At 71.1% G+C, this 15,164-nt stretch carries 14 protein-coding genes; 11 read left to right on the top strand and 3 right to left on the bottom strand.

Going from position 1 to position 15,164, the window contains the following annotated elements:
- Nucleotides 1-144: 144 nt before the first annotated feature.
- Genes AB0M59_RS27660 through hpaD form a run of 5 tightly spaced genes read left to right on the top strand, consistent with a single transcriptional unit; the run spans nucleotide 145 to nucleotide 5,716 of the window.
- Entirely contained in the window at nucleotides 145-1,563 is a 1,419-nt protein-coding gene (locus tag AB0M59_RS27660) for a fumarylacetoacetate hydrolase family protein (protein WP_364620413.1), read from the top strand.
- Nucleotides 1,545-2,213 carry a GntR family transcriptional regulator gene (locus AB0M59_RS27655; RefSeq protein ID WP_364620410.1) on the top strand — a complete coding sequence of 223 codons (669 nt, stop codon included), beginning with the start codon at nucleotides 1,545-1,547 and terminating at the stop codon, nucleotides 2,211-2,213. Before AB0M59_RS27660 ends, AB0M59_RS27655 begins: the two co-directional genes overlap by 19 nt.
- Nucleotides 2,214-2,229: 16 nt before the next feature.
- Complete coding sequence (gene dapA, locus AB0M59_RS27650) at nucleotides 2,230-3,177, top strand: 4-hydroxy-tetrahydrodipicolinate synthase (protein ID WP_364620408.1); 948 nt, start codon at nucleotides 2,230-2,232, stop codon at nucleotides 3,175-3,177.
- Nucleotides 3,174-4,682: a 5-carboxymethyl-2-hydroxymuconate semialdehyde dehydrogenase gene (gene hpaE / locus AB0M59_RS27645; protein WP_364620405.1), complete on the top strand. Its 1,509-nt coding sequence runs from the start codon at nucleotides 3,174-3,176 to the stop codon at nucleotides 4,680-4,682. The genes dapA and hpaE overlap by 4 nt, the downstream gene beginning before the upstream one ends.
- Nucleotides 4,679-5,716 carry a 3,4-dihydroxyphenylacetate 2,3-dioxygenase gene (gene hpaD, locus AB0M59_RS27640; protein WP_364620402.1) on the top strand — a complete coding sequence of 346 codons (1,038 nt, stop codon included), beginning with the start codon at nucleotides 4,679-4,681 and terminating at the stop codon, nucleotides 5,714-5,716. Before hpaE ends, hpaD begins: the two co-directional genes overlap by 4 nt.
- Here the strand turns inward: hpaD and AB0M59_RS27635 are convergent.
- Together AB0M59_RS27635 and AB0M59_RS27630 are read right to left on the bottom strand one after the other, a co-directional pair.
- Nucleotides 5,699-7,525 (bottom strand): prolyl oligopeptidase family serine peptidase, encoded by a 1,827-nt coding sequence (locus AB0M59_RS27635; protein ID WP_364620400.1) that lies wholly within the window; start codon nucleotides 7,523-7,525, stop codon nucleotides 5,699-5,701. The genes hpaD and AB0M59_RS27635 overlap by 18 nt on opposite strands.
- Before the next feature lie 32 nt (nucleotides 7,526-7,557).
- Nucleotides 7,558-7,977: a DUF6292 family protein gene (locus AB0M59_RS27630; RefSeq protein ID WP_364620615.1), complete on the bottom strand. Its 420-nt coding sequence runs from the start codon at nucleotides 7,975-7,977 to the stop codon at nucleotides 7,558-7,560.
- A gap of 212 nt (nucleotides 7,978-8,189) precedes the next feature.
- Between AB0M59_RS27630 and AB0M59_RS27625 the strand changes: the two genes are divergently transcribed.
- The 5 genes from AB0M59_RS27625 (at nucleotide 8,190) to AB0M59_RS27605 (ending at nucleotide 12,953) form a co-directional block, all read left to right on the top strand.
- Nucleotides 8,190-9,596 (top strand): FAD-binding oxidoreductase, encoded by a 1,407-nt coding sequence (locus AB0M59_RS27625; protein WP_364620397.1) that lies wholly within the window; start codon nucleotides 8,190-8,192, stop codon nucleotides 9,594-9,596.
- On the top strand, nucleotides 9,578-10,873 hold the full coding sequence (locus tag AB0M59_RS27620) for a cyclopropane-fatty-acyl-phospholipid synthase family protein (RefSeq protein WP_364620394.1): 1,296 nt from the start codon (nucleotides 9,578-9,580) through the stop codon (nucleotides 10,871-10,873). The genes AB0M59_RS27625 and AB0M59_RS27620 overlap by 19 nt, the downstream gene beginning before the upstream one ends.
- 101 nt (nucleotides 10,874-10,974) lie before the next feature.
- Entirely contained in the window at nucleotides 10,975-11,178 is a 204-nt protein-coding gene (locus AB0M59_RS27615) for a cold-shock protein (RefSeq protein ID WP_004558414.1), read from the top strand.
- Nucleotides 11,179-11,472: 294 nt separating this feature from the next.
- Entirely contained in the window at nucleotides 11,473-12,405 is a 933-nt protein-coding gene (locus tag AB0M59_RS27610; protein WP_364620391.1) for an acyl-CoA desaturase, read from the top strand.
- Nucleotides 12,402-12,953, top strand: a complete 552-nt coding sequence (locus AB0M59_RS27605) for a polysaccharide deacetylase family protein (RefSeq protein WP_364620388.1) — start codon at nucleotides 12,402-12,404, stop codon at nucleotides 12,951-12,953. Before AB0M59_RS27610 ends, AB0M59_RS27605 begins: the two co-directional genes overlap by 4 nt.
- A gap of 49 nt (nucleotides 12,954-13,002) precedes the next feature.
- Here the strand turns inward: AB0M59_RS27605 and AB0M59_RS27600 are convergent, their stop codons facing one another.
- Nucleotides 13,003-14,019 (bottom strand): endo-1,4-beta-xylanase, encoded by a 1,017-nt coding sequence (locus AB0M59_RS27600; protein WP_364620386.1) that lies wholly within the window; start codon nucleotides 14,017-14,019, stop codon nucleotides 13,003-13,005.
- A 69-nt stretch (nucleotides 14,020-14,088) separates the two neighbouring features.
- Here AB0M59_RS27600 and AB0M59_RS27595 point away from each other — a divergent pair, with 69 nt between their 5' ends.
- Entirely contained in the window at nucleotides 14,089-15,159 is a 1,071-nt protein-coding gene (locus AB0M59_RS27595; RefSeq protein WP_364620383.1) for a LacI family DNA-binding transcriptional regulator, read from the top strand.
- Nucleotides 15,160-15,164: the final 5 nt, after the last annotated feature.

Below are 15,164 nucleotides of genomic sequence, written 5' to 3'. Positions count from 1 at the left end.
CGCCGGAGCGGGAGGGCGCCAGGAGATGTCCCTCCAGACGCCGCGAGCGACCGACGGCAACGGAAACCTGTTCGGGGGTTCCCTCGCGCCGCCGATCGTATATCATTTGAGATATCTTCCCGTCCCGGCAGGCAGGAACCACGGATGACCAGCATCGCGCGGCCCGGCAAGATCATCGCGCTGCACCTCAACTACCGTTCGCGCGCCGCCCAGCGCGGTCGCGTCCCGGAACAGCCGTCGTACTTCCTCAAGCCGCCGACGTCCGTGGCGGTGAGCGGGACGGCGCTCGAACGCCCGGCCGGCACCGAGCTGCTGGGCTTCGAAGGCGAGATCGCGCTGGTCATCGGCCGCACCGCGCGCCGGGTCGCCCCCGAGGACGGCTGGTCGTACGTCGGCGGGGTCACCGCGGCCAACGACTTCGGCGTGTACGACCTGCGCTACGCCGACAAGGGCAGCAACCTGCGGTCGAAGGGCGGCGACGGCTTCACCCCGCTCGGCCCGGTGGTGCTGCCCGCCGCCGACGTCGACCCGGCGGCGCTGCGGCTGCGCGCCTGGCTCAACGGCGAGCTGGTCCAGGACGACACGACCGGCGACCTGCTGTTCGGCTTCGGCCGCCTGGTCGCCGACCTCTCCCAGCTGATCACCCTCGACCCCGGCGACGTCGTCCTGACCGGCACGCCCGCGGGCGCGTCGGTCGCCGTCCCCGGCGACGTCGTCGAGGTCGAGGTCGACACCGCCGGGCACACCACCGGCCGGCTGGTCACGCCGATCACCGAAGGCACCGTCCCGTTCGGACCGTACGGCGCGCTCCCCCGCGCCGACGAGCGGCAGCGCGCGGACGCGTACGGAACGTCCCCATCGGACTTCGAACTGACCGCGGAACTCAGGGAACGCATCGAGTCCGTCGGCACCGCGACACTTTCCGTCCAGCTCCGCAAGCGCGGGCTCGACGACGTCTTCATCGAAGGCTTGACGTCGACCCGCCCGGGCGCCCGGCTGACCGGCCGCGCCCGCACCCTGCGGTACCTGCCCTACCGCGAAGACCTGTTCAAGAAGTACGGCGGCGGCTACAACGCCCAGAAGCGGGCGATCGACGGCCTCGGTCCCGGCGACGTCCTCGTCATGGAGGCCCGCGGGGAACGCGGCACCGGCACCGTCGGCGACATCCTCGCGCTGCGGGCGCAGGTGCGCGGCGCGGCCGGGATCGTCACCGACGGCGGGGTCCGCGACCTCGCCGCCGTGTCCGCCTTGGACATTCCCACCTACCACGCCGGGCCGCATCCGGCGGTGCTCGGCCGGCGACACGTGCCATGGGACGTCGACGTCGCGATCGCGTGCGGCGGCGCGGCCGTCTGTCCCGGCGACGTCATCGTCGGCGACTCCGACGGTGTCCTGGTCATCCCGCCGCACCTCGTCGAGGAGGTCGTGGACGCGGCGGTCGAGCAGGAACTGCAGGAGACCTTCATCGCCGAGCAGGTCGCCGCGGGCGAGCGCGTCGAAGGCCTCTACCCGATGGACGAGCACTGGCGCGGGAGGTACGCCGCATGGCTCGCGAAGCGGTGAACGGCGCCGCGATGAGCAAGTCGCGGATCGCCTACGAGTGGATCAAGGCCCGGATCGCCGACGGCACCTTCTCCCCCGGCTACCGCCTCGTCCTCGGCCAGCTCGCGCACGAGCAGGGTGTCAGCGTGGTCCCCGTCCGCGAGGCGATCCGGCTCCTGGAAGCCGAGGGGCTCGTGACGTTCGAACGCCACGTCGGCGCGCAGGTCGCGATGGTCGACGAAAGCGAGTACCAGCACACGATGCAGACCCTCGCGCTGGTCGAGGGCTACGCCGCCGCGCTGGCCGCGCCTCACCTGCCGCCCGGCTCGCTGGACAAGGCTCGCGCGCTGAACGCCGACCTCGCCGACTGCCTCGGGCACTTCGAGCCGGCCCGGTTCACCGCGCTCAACCAGGACTTCCACGCCGTGCTCTTCGACGCCTGCCCCAACCCGCAGGTCCTCGACCTGGTCCGGCGGGGCTGGGACCGGCTCGGCAGGCTGCGCACCTCGACGTTCAGCTTCGTGCCCGGCCGCGCCCGGCAGTCCGTGGCCGAGCACGAGCACATCCTCCGGCTGCTCGACGCGGGCGCCCCCGCCGCCGACGTCGAACAGGCCGTCCGCGCCCACCGGCTGGCGACGCTCGACGCGTTCCTCGCCCACCGCCATCCCTGACGCAGGAAGGAAACCCATGCGATTCCGCTCCGATCCCCAGGCCATCCGCGGGTCGATCGCGCCGCTGATGACGCCGTTCGCCGCCGACGGCGCGGTGGACCACGACGGCTTGAAGAACCTCGTGCGCTGGCAGCTCGCCTCGGGCACGCACGGCATCTCGATCGGCGGCTCCACCGGTGAACCCGGTTCGCAGACGATCGCCGAGCGGGCCGAGGCGATCCGCACGGTCGCCGCGGAGGTAGGCGACGAAGTGCCGTTCGTTCCGGGCACCGGCTCGGCGAAGCTCGACGAGACCCTCGAGCTGACCGCCGCCGCGCGCGACGCCGGGATCGACGCCGCGCTGGTCATCACGCCGTACTACGCGCGACCCACGCAGGACGCGCTGTTCGTCTGGTACCGCACGGTCTGCAACGAGTTCCCCGACCTGCCGATCGTCGCCTACAACGTGCCGAGCCGGACCGCCGTGGACCTCGCGCCGCCGACGGTCGCACGACTGTTCCGCTCGTGCGAAAACTTCGTCGGGATCAAGGAGACGACCAAGGACTTCGAGCACTTCTCCCGGGTGCTGCACCTGTGCGGCCGCGAGCTGCTCGTGTGGTCCGGGATCGAGCTGCTCTGCCTGCCGCTGCTGGCTCTCGGCGGCGCCGGGTTCGTCAGCGCGACGGCCAACATCGCCCCGGCCGCCTGCGCCGAGATGTACACCGCGTGGCAGGCGGGCGACCACGAGCGAGCCCGGGAGATCCACTACGGCCTGCACCCGCTGGTCGACCTGCTGTTCGTCGAGACCAACCCGGCGCCCGGCAAGTGGGTTCTGGAGCAGCGCGGGCTGATCGCGTCGGGGCACGTGCGGCCGCCGCTGATCGCGCCGAGCGAGGCCGGGATCGCCCGGATCAAGGAATTCCTGGGGGAAGGCGAGAAGTACCTCTCGCCGGCCGAAGGCTTCACCGTGAAGGGGAAAGCATGAGTCACCACGTCCCGGAAGGGCTGCCGGGCGAGCTGAAGCACTACATCGGCGGGGAGCTCGTCGACAGCGCCTCGGGCAAGACGTTCGACGTGCTCGACCCGGTGTCGAACACCCCGTACGTGACGGCGGCGGCCGGCCAGGCCGAGGACGTCGACCGGGCGGTCGCGGTGGCGCGCCGGGCCTTCACCGACGGGCCGTGGCCGCGGATGCTGCCGCGGGCCCGCGCACGCGTGCTGAACAAGATCGCCGACGCCGTCGAGGCGCAGGACGCGCGGCTCGCCGAGCTGGAGACGTTCGACACCGGCCTGCCGATCACCCAGGCGCTCGGCCAGGCCCAGCGCGCCGCCGAGAACTTCCGGTTCTTCGCCGATCTCGTCGTCGCGCAGGCCGACGACACCTACCAGGTGCCCGGCCGGCAGGTGAACTACGTGCACCGCAAGCCGGTCGGCGTCGCCGGACTGATCACGCCGTGGAACACGCCGTTCATGCTGGAGAGCTGGAAGCTCGCGCCGGCGCTGGCTTCGGGGTGCACAGTGGTGCTCAAGCCGGCCGAGTTCACGCCGCTGTCGGCCAGTCTGTGGGCGGGGATCTTCGCCGACGCCGGACTGCCTTCGGGGGTGTTCAACCTCGTCAACGGCTTCGGCGAGGAAGCGGGCGACGCGCTCGTCAAGCACCCGGACGTCCCGCTGATCTCCTTCACCGGCGAGACCACGACCGGGCAGACGATCTACCGCAACTGCGCGGCCGGGCTCAAGGGCATGTCGATGGAGCTGGGCGGCAAGTCCCCGGCGATCGTGTTCGCCGACGCGGACCTCGACGCCGCGCTCGACTCGACGCTCTTCGGCGTGTTCTCGCTCAACGGCGAACGCTGCACCGCCGGCAGCCGGATCCTCGTCGAGCGGCCGATCTACGACGAGTTCTGCGCGCGGTACGCCTCGCGGGCGAAGGACATCGTCGTCGGCGACCCGCACGACCCGGCCACCGAGGTCGGTGCGCTGGTGCACCCCGAGCACTACGAGAAGGTGATGCGGTACGTCGAGCTGGGCAAGGCGGAAGGCCGGCTGCTGGCGGGCGGCGGTCGTCCGTCCGGATCGGACACCGGGAACTACGTGGCGCCGACGGTGTTCGCCGATGTTCCTTCCACCGCGAGGATCTTCCAGGAGGAGATCTTCGGACCGGTGGTCGCGCTGACCCCGTTCGACACCGATGCCGAGGCCCTGGCGCTCGCCAACGACGTCAAGTACGGCCTGGCCGCTTACCTGTGGACGTCGAATCTGGAACGGGCGCACACCTTCGCGCACTCGGTCGAAGCCGGGATGGTCTGGCTGAACTCGCACAACGTCCGCGACCTGCGCACGCCGTTCGGCGGGGTCAAGGCGTCCGGCCTCGGCCACGAAGGCGGCTACCGCTCACTCGACTTCTACACCCACCAGCAGGCGATCCACGTCTCGCTCGGGCCGGTCCACACGGCCCGGTTCGGCGCCGACCGGAAGGCTGAGTCATGACCCCGCCGGACATCCTTCGTTGCGCGTACGCCGAACTCGTCGTCACCGACCTGGCGGCGTCGCGGGCCTTCTACGTCGACGTGCTCGGGCTCGTGGTCACGCACGAAGACGAAGAAGCGCTGTACCTGCGGGCGTTCGAGGAGTACCTGCACCATTCCCTCGTGTTGCGGAAGGGGCCTACGCCTGCGCTCGCCGTACTCGCCTACCGCGTCCGGAGCGCGGCGGACCTCGACCTGGCCGAGGCGTACTACCGTGCGCTGGGGGTGCGCGTGGAGCGCCGTCCGGCGGCTGCGACGCGCGGCATCGGCGAAGCGGTCCGGGTCCTCGACCCGCTCGGGTTCCCGGTGGAGTTCTTCCACGAGGCCGAGCACGTCGAGCGGTTCACGCAGCGCTACGACGTCCACGGCGCCGGCGCGCTGTCCCGGTTGGACCACTTCAACCTGGACACCCCGGACGTCCCGGCGGCCCGGAAGTACTACGAGGGCCTGGGGTTCCGCGTGTCCGAAGACATCCAGGACGGGGAAGGCACGGTGTACGCGGCCTGGATGTTCCGCAAGCCGACGGTGAACGACGTCGCCCTGACCGGCGGCGACGGCCCGCGGCTGCACCACATCGCGTTCGCGTCGCACGAACGGCACCAGATCCTGCACATCTGCGACCACCTGGGCGCGCTGCGGAAACCGGGCACGATCGAGCGCGGGCCGGGCCGCCACGGCGTGTCGAACGCGTTCTACCTGTACGTCCGGGATCCCGACGGGCACCGCATCGAGATCTACACGCACGACTACTACACCGGCGACCCGGACAACCCGGTGATCACCTGGGACGTGCACGACAACCAGCGCCGCGACTGGTGGGGCAACCCGGTGGTGCCGAGCTGGTACACCGACGCGTCCGTGGTGCTGGACCTCGACGGTGCGGTCCAGCCGGTCGTCACCCGGGCCGAGCCGCGCGAAGCCGACGTCACCATCGGTGCGGACGGCTTCTCCTTCAGCGCCGGGGAGGTGGAGTTCAAGCTAGGCGAGCAGGTGTGAGAACCACGCGCGCGACCGGTTCAGGACGTCGATCTGGTGGCCGCGCTCGCGGATCGAGTGGTTCTCCCGCGGGTAGACGACGTACTCGTGGTGCTTGCCGGCGAGCGCGCGGTGGAGGAGTTCGGCCTGGGAGAGCGGGACGTTCGTGTCCTCCTCGCCGTGCAGGATCAGGACGGGCGTGCGGATCCGGTGGGCGTGGGTGATCGGGCTGTTCTCCGCGCCGCCCAGCGCGGCTTCGAACCGCGAGTGCTCGCCGGTCGCCGCGAGCATCGGCCAGTCGATGACCCCGGCGAGGACGACGGCGGCGGCGAAGCGGTCGGTCTGGGTGACGGCCCAGGCGGTGAAGAATCCCCCATGGCTCCCGCCACCGATCCCGAGGCGGGTTTCGTCGGCGATGCCGTCCTTCACGAGCAGGTCGATGCCGGCGAGGACGTCGGTGAACTCCGCGCCGCCGACGTCCCCGGCGACGCTCGCCGCGAAGGCGTGGCCGTGACCCAGCCCACCGCGGGGGTTCGGGAGGAAGACCGCGAAGCCGGCGGCGGCGAGCCATTGGCCGGAGGGGTACCAGCCGAGGTGGAAGCGATCGGCGTACCGATCGTGGGGACCGCCGTGGACGAGCGTGACCAGGGGGAACGGGCCGTCGGTCGGGGTTCTCCCCGGCGGGAGGACGAGGAGCCCGTCGAGGTCCAGGCCGTCCGGGGCTCGGTAGTCCAGCCGGTGCTGGGTGCCCCAGCTTCCGTCCGGGGCGGTCCTGCTGAGGCGGACCAAGGGACCTTCCGGCGGACCGGCGAAGATCTCTTCGGGCTCGGTTCCGGTGCTCTTCACGACCGCGACGGTCCGGCCGTCGCAACTCGCGGTGAGGGCGGCGCCCTGGATCCCGGCGATCTTCGTAAGAGCGGAGTCGAGACGGCGGATGGTGGTGTCCAGGCCGTCGGCGAACAACGCGAGAGGCGGGCCTTCGTCGACCTGGACGAGTTCGGTGGGGCAGCTGGTCATGCCCTCGGTGCGGTTCTCGCGGCCGTCGAAGACGGCAGTGCCGCCGACCAGGCCCGGCGGCGTCAGGCCGAGGTAGGCGAGGTGCCACTCGGTGCCGTCGTGCCACCAGGCCGGTGAGGACGCTTCGAGCGCCGGGGTGCCGAGGTCGCGGGTTTCGCCGGTGCTGGGGTCGACGAGGTGGAGGCCGGGTTCGAAGATCCCGGGTTCACGATCGGCGCACGACCAGGTGAGCACGGCGAGCGCGGTGCCGTCCGGCCGGGCGGCTGCTTCGCGGACGTGCCGGTCGCCGAGGTCGCCGAGAGGCCGCACGGCGGAGGTTTCGAGGTCGAGCGACCAGAGCCGGTCGGGACGGGCTCGGGTGTCCCAGACCGGCCGGGTGACCGGCTCGTCCGGCCGCACGGTCCGGACCCGCGGATCACCCGCGCGGTCCTGCGCGTCCGGCGCGATCAACACCACCGATCCCGCCAGCGGGACGTGACCGCTGACTCCCGCGGCCCACTCCGTCAACCGCCGGGGATCGCCTCCGCCCACGGCGATCCGGTACAGCTGCGCCGTCCCGCGCTCATCGCTGTCCGACAGGAAGAACACCGAACCCGAGTCCGCGGCCCACCGCAGCGCCCGGCGCTCGGCCGCGCCGCCCGCGAGCTCCCGGGCGGCCGCACTCCCGTCGGCCGGCGCGAGCCACAAGCCACTCACCGGGTGCTTCCCCACGCGGCCCACCGGAGCCGTCACGTACGCGACCCACCGGCCGTCCGGAGAGATCCGGGGTTCGCGCGGCACCAGCCGATCCACCGCGGTTTCCGCTGTCAGCACCTGTCCCCCACCGTCATGGGGGCCAGTCTGCCTCAGGCTTGCGGCACCAGGGCGGCCAGCAGCTCCTCGTGGTCGCCCGGCTCGCGCAGCGCCGGCGCTTCGAGCGTTCCGGCGTCCGGGTCGTCGGCACGGACCGCCGCGAGGAAGCGGACCACCGCACGGGGTTCGGCGAGCACTTCACCGCCGAGGTAGGTCAGGATCGTCGCGCCGCCGTGGTCTTCGATCGCCGCCGCCCAGCCGTGAGCTTCGTCCCAGACCAGTGCGAGGTCGTGGTCCGGGAACCGGGTCAGGCGCCAGTCGAGCGCGATGTAAGCCGCCGCGGGCGTTCCCGCGTCCAGTGTGCAGGACTCCAGCCCGACCCCCACCGCGCGGGCCACCGCGGCCACGTACCCGCGCAACGCCCGCTCGAACGAGAACTCCGTGTCGCGCCCGAAATCGACCAGTATGCTCAACGCCGCCTCGCTTTCCCGTGCCGCCGCGGGATCCCCGCGGTCCGAGCGCCGGATACCCCGGCCGCCGGCGCGATCAACCGGGAAGATCCGACGTCCGTATGTCATCAATCCGATGACATTCTACGTGTCGCCTCATGGATGACAAGTCCCCATGCCCGGTACCGCCCGGACGGCACGGTGCGTTCGCCTTCGCGGTGAGGCAGGATCGGGACGTGACCATCGATCAGGCCGGGGTACCGGAAGCCCGTCCGGGCCCGGCATTCCCCGAGCACGAAGCCCGCGTCGACGCCCTGCGCCGGCAGCTCACCGCGATGGCGGGTGAAGCCACCGTCCGGCTCGCGAAGCGGACATCCAACCTCTTCCGCTCGCGGGCCGCCGCGAAACACCCGGGACTGGACGTTTCGGGCTTCACCCACGTGCTGCGCGTCGACCCCGACACCCGTACCGCCGACGTCGAAGGGATGGTCACCTACGAACAGCTCGTCGACGCCACCCTCCCGCACGGCCTGATGCCCCTGGTCGTCCCGCAGCTCAAGACCATCACCCTCGGCGGCGCGGTCACCGGCCTCGGCATCGAGTCCTCGTCCTTCCGCAACGGCATGCCGCACGAGTCGGTGCTGGAGCTCGAAGTCCTCACCGGGGACGGCCGGATCGTCGTCGCCACCCCGGACAACGAGCACGCCGCCCTCTTCCGCGGCTTCCCCAATTCCTACGGCACCCTCGGTTACGCGCTGCGCCTGAAGATCGTCCTCGAACCGGTGAAGCCGTTCGTGCGGCTGCGCCACGTCCGCCACCACGACCGGGAGACCTTCTTCCGGACGCTGGAAGAGGTCTGCGCGAAGAGCGAGTACGACGGCGAGCACGTCGACTTCGTCGACGGCACGGTGTTCGGCCCGGACGAGCTGTACCTCACGCTGGCCACGTTCGCCGACACGGCGCCCACGCCCAGCGACTACACCTGGCTCGACATCTACTACCGGTCGATCCAGGCCCGTGAGACCGACCACCTGACCGTCCGCGACTACCTCTGGCGCTGGGACACCGACTGGTTCTGGTGCTCCCGCGCGTTCGGCGTCCAGCACCGGCTGCCGCGGCTGCTGCTCGGCCGCAAGTTCCTGCGGTCGTCGGTCTACTGGAAGGCCGTGGCGCTCGACCGCCGGTTCAAGATCGCCCAGCGGCTGCTCAAGCTCCGGCGGCTGCCACCGGAAGAGACGATCGTGCAGGACATCGAGGTGCCGGTCGGCCGCGCCGCGGAGTTCCTCGAGTTCTTCGAGCGCGAGATCCCGATCAGCCCCGTCTGGGTCTGCCCGCTGCGGCAGCGCCCCGGCGGCGTGCGCTGGCCGCTCTACGAACTGGACCCCGAAGCGCTCTACGTCAACTTCGGGTTCTGGTCGGCCGTCCCGCTGGCCCCGGGTGAGCGTGACGGCGTGCACAACCGGATGATCGAAGGCGAGGTCACCCGGCTGGGCGGGCACAAGTCGCTCTATTCGGACAGCTTCTACGCCGAAGACGAGTTCTGGCGGCTCTACAACGGCGACGCCTACCGGGAGCTCAAGCGGACCTACGACCCGGACGAGCGATTGCTCGGCCTCTACGAGAAATGTGTCCGCCGCCGGTGAAAGGAACGAACGTGACCCAGGCAACCACCCCGGTCGGCGAGGTCTTCGAGCGCCTGCTCGGCCCCCGCGCGACCGTCTCCATCACCGCCTACGACGGCAGCAGCAGCGGTCCGGCCGACGCGCCGGTCGCGATCCAGGTGCGCTCGCCGCTGGCCCTCGACTACCTGATGTCGTCCCCCGGCGACCTCGGCCTCGCCCGCGCGTACGTCGCGGGCGCGCTCGACGTCACCGGCGACCTCTACACCGCGCTGCACGCGCTGTCGGCCCAGGTCGACCAGCTCACCGCGGCCGACCGGCTGTGGCTGCTGCGCAAGCTCGGCGCCCGCCACCTGCGGGTCGTCAAGCCGCCCGCCGAGGAGCACCCGAGCCGGATCCGCCGCGGGATGACCGCGCTGCGGCACTCGAAGAGCCGCGACAGCGAGGCCATCGCCAGCCACTACGACGTCTCCAACCGGTTCTACGAGCTGGTCCTCGGCCCGTCCATGGCCTACACGTGCGCGGTGTTCCCGGAAGCCGACGCCACGCTGGAGCAGGCCCAGGAGCACAAGTTCGACCTGGTCTGCCGCAAGCTCGGCCTCGAGCCCGGCATGAAGCTCCTCGACGTCGGCTGCGGCTGGGGCGGGATGGTCGCGCACGCCGTCCGGCACTACGGCGTCGAAGCGCTCGGCGTCACGCTCTCGCGCGAGCAGGCCCAGTGGGCGCAGAAGAACATCGTCTCCCTGGGCTTGGCCGACCGCGCCGAGATCCGCCACCTCGACTACCGCGACGTCACCGAGACCGGGTTCGACGCGATCTCCTCGATCGGCCTGACCGAGCACATCGGCGCCCGGAACGTGCCCGGTTACTTCCGGTTCCTCGCGGCCAAGCTCAAGCCGCACGGGCGCCTGCTCAACCACTGCATCACCAACCCGGACACCAGCGTCGCCCACCGCTCGCGCGGGTTCATCGACCGCTACGTCTTCCCGGACGGCGAGCTCGAGGCGCCCGGCGAGCTCGTCACGGCCATGCACGACGCCGGTCTGGAGGTCCGGCACTCGGAGAACCTGCGCGAGCACTACGCGCTGACGCTGGCCGGGTGGTGCGCCAACCTCGACGAGCACTGGGACGAGGCGGTCGCCGAGGCGGGCCCCGGCCGCAGCCGGGTCTGGGCCCTCTACCTGGCGGCTTGCCGCCTGGCGTTCGAACGCCGCGAGATCGAACTGCACCAGATTCTCGGGGTCCGGACCGACAGCGAGGGCGGCATGGGGATGCCGCTGCGCCCCGATTGGGGAGTTTGACCACCGGGGCTGGCCAGTCCGGACCGTCAATGGGAGGATGGTCCCGAGACCGGGCGTCCGAACGGGACGTCCAGGCTCACTAAAAAAGAGTAGGTATGGGTATGGCTCAGGGCAGTGTCAAGTGGTTCAACGGTGAAAAGGGCTTCGGCTTCATCGCGCAGGACGGCGGGGGTCCGGACGTGTTCGTCCACTACTCCGAGATCCAGGGCAGCGGCTTCAAGTCGCTCGACGAGGGTCAGCGCGTGGAGTTCGAAATCGGCCAGGGCCAGAAGGGCCCCCAGGCCCAGCGCGTCAGCGTCATCTGAGCCACGAGGCATCCTGAAGGCCCTCGCCCCTCGGGGCGGGGGCCTTTCTCGTGCGCGCCCACACTGCGGATTTACAACAGTCAGGTAACGTAGTGGGTGTCGAGAGCCCCACTTCGGATGCCGGCGTCCCGCCGGTCTCACTCCCGACCTCGGCCGACCAGGCCGATCGCCGAACAGGAGCGGCGACGTGCCCGGCCCCCCACACCGCAGACCGCTGACCGCCGGGTGTTCCGATCCCCGGCGACCCGCGCGTGAGCCTCGCTCCGCGCGCGATGACTTCGAAACGAGTAGTGCATGACAGCCTCCGTAAAGGCTCGCCCTTCCCCTCCGAAACCCGTGCTCTCCGGCCGCCAGACCGTGGCCGAGCTGATCACGATCCGCACGTTCCTGCTGGTCCCGTTCCTCGCGCTCGCCGCGGCCGTCCCGGTCTTCTGGGGCTGGGGCGTCAGCTGGCTCGACCTCGCCATCGGCGGCGGCTTCTTCGTGGTGTCGACGCTCGGCATCACCGTCGGCTACCACCGCTACTTCACCCACGGCGCGTTCCGCGCGAAACGGGCGCTGCGCATCGCCCTGGCCATCGCCGGCGGCCTCGCGGCGCAGGGCCCGGTCATCGGCTGGGTGGCCGACCACCGTCGGCACCACGCGTTCTCCGACCGCGAGGGCGACCCGCACTCCCCGTGGCTGTTCGGCACGTCCCCGGCGGCGCTGGCCCGCGGCTTCTGGCACGCCCACATGGGCTGGCTCTTCGGGCGTGACAAGACCAACATCGACCGGTTCGCCCCCGACCTGGCGGCCGACCGCGACATGCGCGTCGTCGACCGGCTCTTCCCGCTGTGGGTCGTGGTGAGCCTGCTGCTGCCCGCGCTGCTCGGTGGGCTGATCACGCTGTCGTGGTGGGGCGCGCTGACCGCGTTCCTGTGGGCCGGCCTGGCGCGGATCTCGTTCCAGCACCACGTGACGTGGTCGGTGAACTCGGTCTGCCACATGATCGGCGAGCGCCCGTTCGCCAGCCGTGACCGCTCGGCGAACTTCTGGCCGCTGGCGATCCTGTCGATGGGCGAGTCCTGGCACAACACCCACCACGCGGACCCGACGTCGGCCCGCCACGGCGCGCAGCGCGGGCAGATCGACATCTCGGCGCGGGTGATCTGGGCGTTCGAGAAGCTCGGCTGGGCGTGGAACGTCCGGTGGCCGACCGCCAAGCGGCTGGCCGCGCTGGCCCGGTGACCACGGTCGCCCTGACCTTCGACGACGGCCCGTACCCCGGGACGACGCCCGCGCTGCTGGCCGCCCTCGGCGACGCGCTCGCGACGTTCTTCCTGTGGGGCGAGCACGCCGCGGCGCACCCCTCGCTGGTCCGGGCGATCGCCGCGGCCGGGCACACGATCGGCAACCACACGTGGACGCACCCGCGGCTCACCGGTCTCGACGCCGGTGCCCGCGACGAGGAGGTCCGCCGCACGCAGGACCTCCTCGGCGACCTCATCGGGACCCGCCCGGCGTTGTTCCGGCCGCCCTACGGCGACACGGGTCCCGCGGTCGCGGAGACCATCGCCGGGCACGGGCTCACCGAGGTGCTGTGGACCGTCGACACCCGCGACTGGGCGGGCGCCTCCGCGGACGAGGTCGTCGCCGCGGCGGCGCGCACCGAGCCGGACGGGGTCGTCCTGATGCACGAAGGCCGGCCGGCGACGGTCGAAGCGGTACCCCGGATCCTCGCGGATCTCGCCGACCGCGGCCTGCGCCCGGTCCCGCTGCCTTCCAGCCGGCCATGAGGGACCTTCCTGGCTCTTGTGGCCAGGAAGGTGCCCCTCATGGCATCGGTCAGGGGTTGATGCGCAGGTATGCGGGCTTCGGCTGCAGGTTCTCGTCGAACAGGCAGGCCGCGCCCTCGCCCGGGAAGACGTCCGGGACCCAGGAGTGCCGGTCCGTGAAGCCCCACGTCGTGAACTCCACGCACCGGCGGACCGCCTGGCAGCCGTCCCACAACTGGTCGAAGTAGCTGGCCTGCGTGTCGAGCTTCGCCGCGTCGGGCGGGGTCGGGATGCGGACGTCGGCTTCGGTGATCGCGACGTCCACGCCGAGCTTCGTCAGCCGGGCCAGGTTCTCGCGGTACTCCCCCGGGAAGCCGTACTGGATCGACAGGTGTGCCTGGACCCCGACGCCGCCGATCGGGACGCCCTGTCGTTCGAGCGTCTTCACCAGGTCGTACACCGCGTCGCTCTTCGGGTTGCGGCCTTCGATGTTGTAGTCGTTGATGTACAGCGTCGCGGACGGGTCGGCCGCGTGCGCCCAGCGGAACACGTCCGCGACGAAGCCGTCGCCGAGCTTCTGCCGGAAGACGGTGTCACGGCGCGTGCCGTCCTCGTTGAAGATCTCGTTGACGACGTCCCAGGCGCGGATCTTTCCCTTGTACCGCTTGACTTCCGTGGTGATGTGGTCGCGCAGGACGCGGCGCAGCTCGCCGGCGGGCAGCGCGGCGACCCAGTCCGGCAGCTGGGAGTGCCAGACCAGCGTGTGGCCGCGGACGGTCTTGTGGTGCGTTTGCGCGTACCGGACGATCGCGTCGGCGCCCGACCAGTCGTACTGGCCGCGAACGGCTTCGACCGTGCCCCATTTCATCTCGTTCTCGGGCGTCACGTTGTCGAATTCACGGGTGAGCACGGCCCGGTAATCGGTTTCGTTCGCCAAGTACGCCGCCGCCACCGCACTGCCGACGTAACGATGGGTGATGTCTTTCAGCGGAACGGCCGCCGAAGCCGCCGGCGCCTGCCACACGGCAATACCCGCGACGACCGCGACCGTCAGCAGAGCGCGTTTAATAGGAATACTTCTCAGCATCTCTTTCCTCCGTTTTCCGAAAGTTTCGAGGTGTGTCAAATCAGGTTTCGATGACCTAGAATCTCCTTCATGACAACGACGTCCGATGATCCTGAGCCTGTCGTCTCCCGGGTCACCATCGCCCGGATCGCCGCCGAGACGGGGGTTTCCGTGCCGACTGTTTCGAAGGTGCTCAACGGGCGCCCCGACGTCGCCGAAAGCACCCGCGCCCGTGTCGAAGCGGTCATCGGGAAATACGGTTACCGCCGTCGCGCCGACGAACGGTCCCGCCGTTCCCGGTTGCTGGAACTGATGTTCCACGAACTCGAAAGCACGTGGGCACTGGAAATCATCCGCGGGGTCGAGTGCGTGGCCCGCGAAAACGGAATGGCGGTCGTGCTCGCGGAATCGTCGGGCCGCCACACGCCGGGGCAGAGCTGGCTGGAAAGCGTGCTGGCGCGGCGGCCGGTCGGCATCGTTTCGGTGTGCTCCGACTTCACCGGCGGGCAACTGGCGAAGCTGCGGGCCCGCGACATCCCGCTCGTCGTGGTCGACCCGGCCGGCGCGCCGGGGCCGGAGACGCCCTCGATCGGGGCCACGAACTGGCAGGGCGGGCTGACCGCGACCCGGCACCTGGTGGAGCTGGGGCACCGCCGGATCGCGATGATCGGCGGGCCGGACGGGGTGCTGTGCAGCCGGGCCCGCATCGACGGCTACCGCACGGCGCTGGAGACGGCCGGGCTGGCGTTCGACCCGGCGCTGGTGCGCCGCGGCGACTTCCACGTCCGGTCGGGCTACCGGGAGCTGGCGTCATTGCTGACCCTCCCCGACCGCCCGACGGCGGTGTTCGCCGGCAGCGACCTGCAGGCCCTGGGCGTGTACGAGGCCGCGCGCGACGCGGGGCTCCGGATCCCGGACGACCTGAGCGTGATCGGCTTCGACGACCTGCCGGTGGCCCGCTGGCTGACCCCGGAGCTGACGACGATCCGCCAGCCGCTGCAGGAGATGGCGGCCGCGGGTGCACGGCTGGCGATTTCGCTGGCCCGGGGGACGCATCCCGAGAGCCACCGGCTGGAGTTGGCGACGAGTCTGGTGGTCCGGCACAGCACAGCCGCTCCGGCGCACCGGGGGAACGGCGCGCTGGCTGCCGGGCGCAGGTAGCGGAG

The sequence above is a fragment of the Amycolatopsis sp. NPDC051371 genome, from assembly GCF_040682155.1.
In the GTDB taxonomy this organism is placed as follows: Bacteria; Actinomycetota; Actinomycetes; order Mycobacteriales; family Pseudonocardiaceae; genus Amycolatopsis.
This window is presented reverse-complemented; position numbering and strand designations above follow the sequence as displayed.

What these genes read in the sequence shown, in the direction of transcription:
- AB0M59_RS27660 (WP_364620413.1), top strand. Translation starts at nt 145, where the DNA reads ATGACCAGCATCGCGCGGCCCGGCAAGATCATCGCGCTGCACCTCAAC.
- AB0M59_RS27655 (WP_364620410.1), top strand. Translation starts at nt 1,545, where the DNA reads ATGGCTCGCGAAGCGGTGAACGGCGCCGCGATGAGCAAGTCGCGGATC.
- dapA (WP_364620408.1), top strand. Translation starts at nt 2,230, where the DNA reads ATGCGATTCCGCTCCGATCCCCAGGCCATCCGCGGGTCGATCGCGCCG.
- hpaE (WP_364620405.1), top strand. Translation starts at nt 3,174, where the DNA reads ATGAGTCACCACGTCCCGGAAGGGCTGCCGGGCGAGCTGAAGCACTAC.
- hpaD (WP_364620402.1), top strand. Translation starts at nt 4,679, where the DNA reads ATGACCCCGCCGGACATCCTTCGTTGCGCGTACGCCGAACTCGTCGTC.
- AB0M59_RS27620 (WP_364620394.1), top strand. Translation starts at nt 9,578, where the DNA reads ATGTGTCCGCCGCCGGTGAAAGGAACGAACGTGACCCAGGCAACCACC.
- AB0M59_RS27615 (WP_004558414.1), top strand. Translation starts at nt 10,975, where the DNA reads ATGGCTCAGGGCAGTGTCAAGTGGTTCAACGGTGAAAAGGGCTTCGGC.
- AB0M59_RS27610 (WP_364620391.1), top strand. Translation starts at nt 11,473, where the DNA reads ATGACAGCCTCCGTAAAGGCTCGCCCTTCCCCTCCGAAACCCGTGCTC.
- AB0M59_RS27600 (WP_364620386.1), bottom strand. Translation starts at nt 14,019, where the DNA reads ATGCTGAGAAGTATTCCTATTAAACGCGCTCTGCTGACGGTCGCGGTC.
- AB0M59_RS27595 (WP_364620383.1), top strand. Translation starts at nt 14,089, where the DNA reads ATGACAACGACGTCCGATGATCCTGAGCCTGTCGTCTCCCGGGTCACC.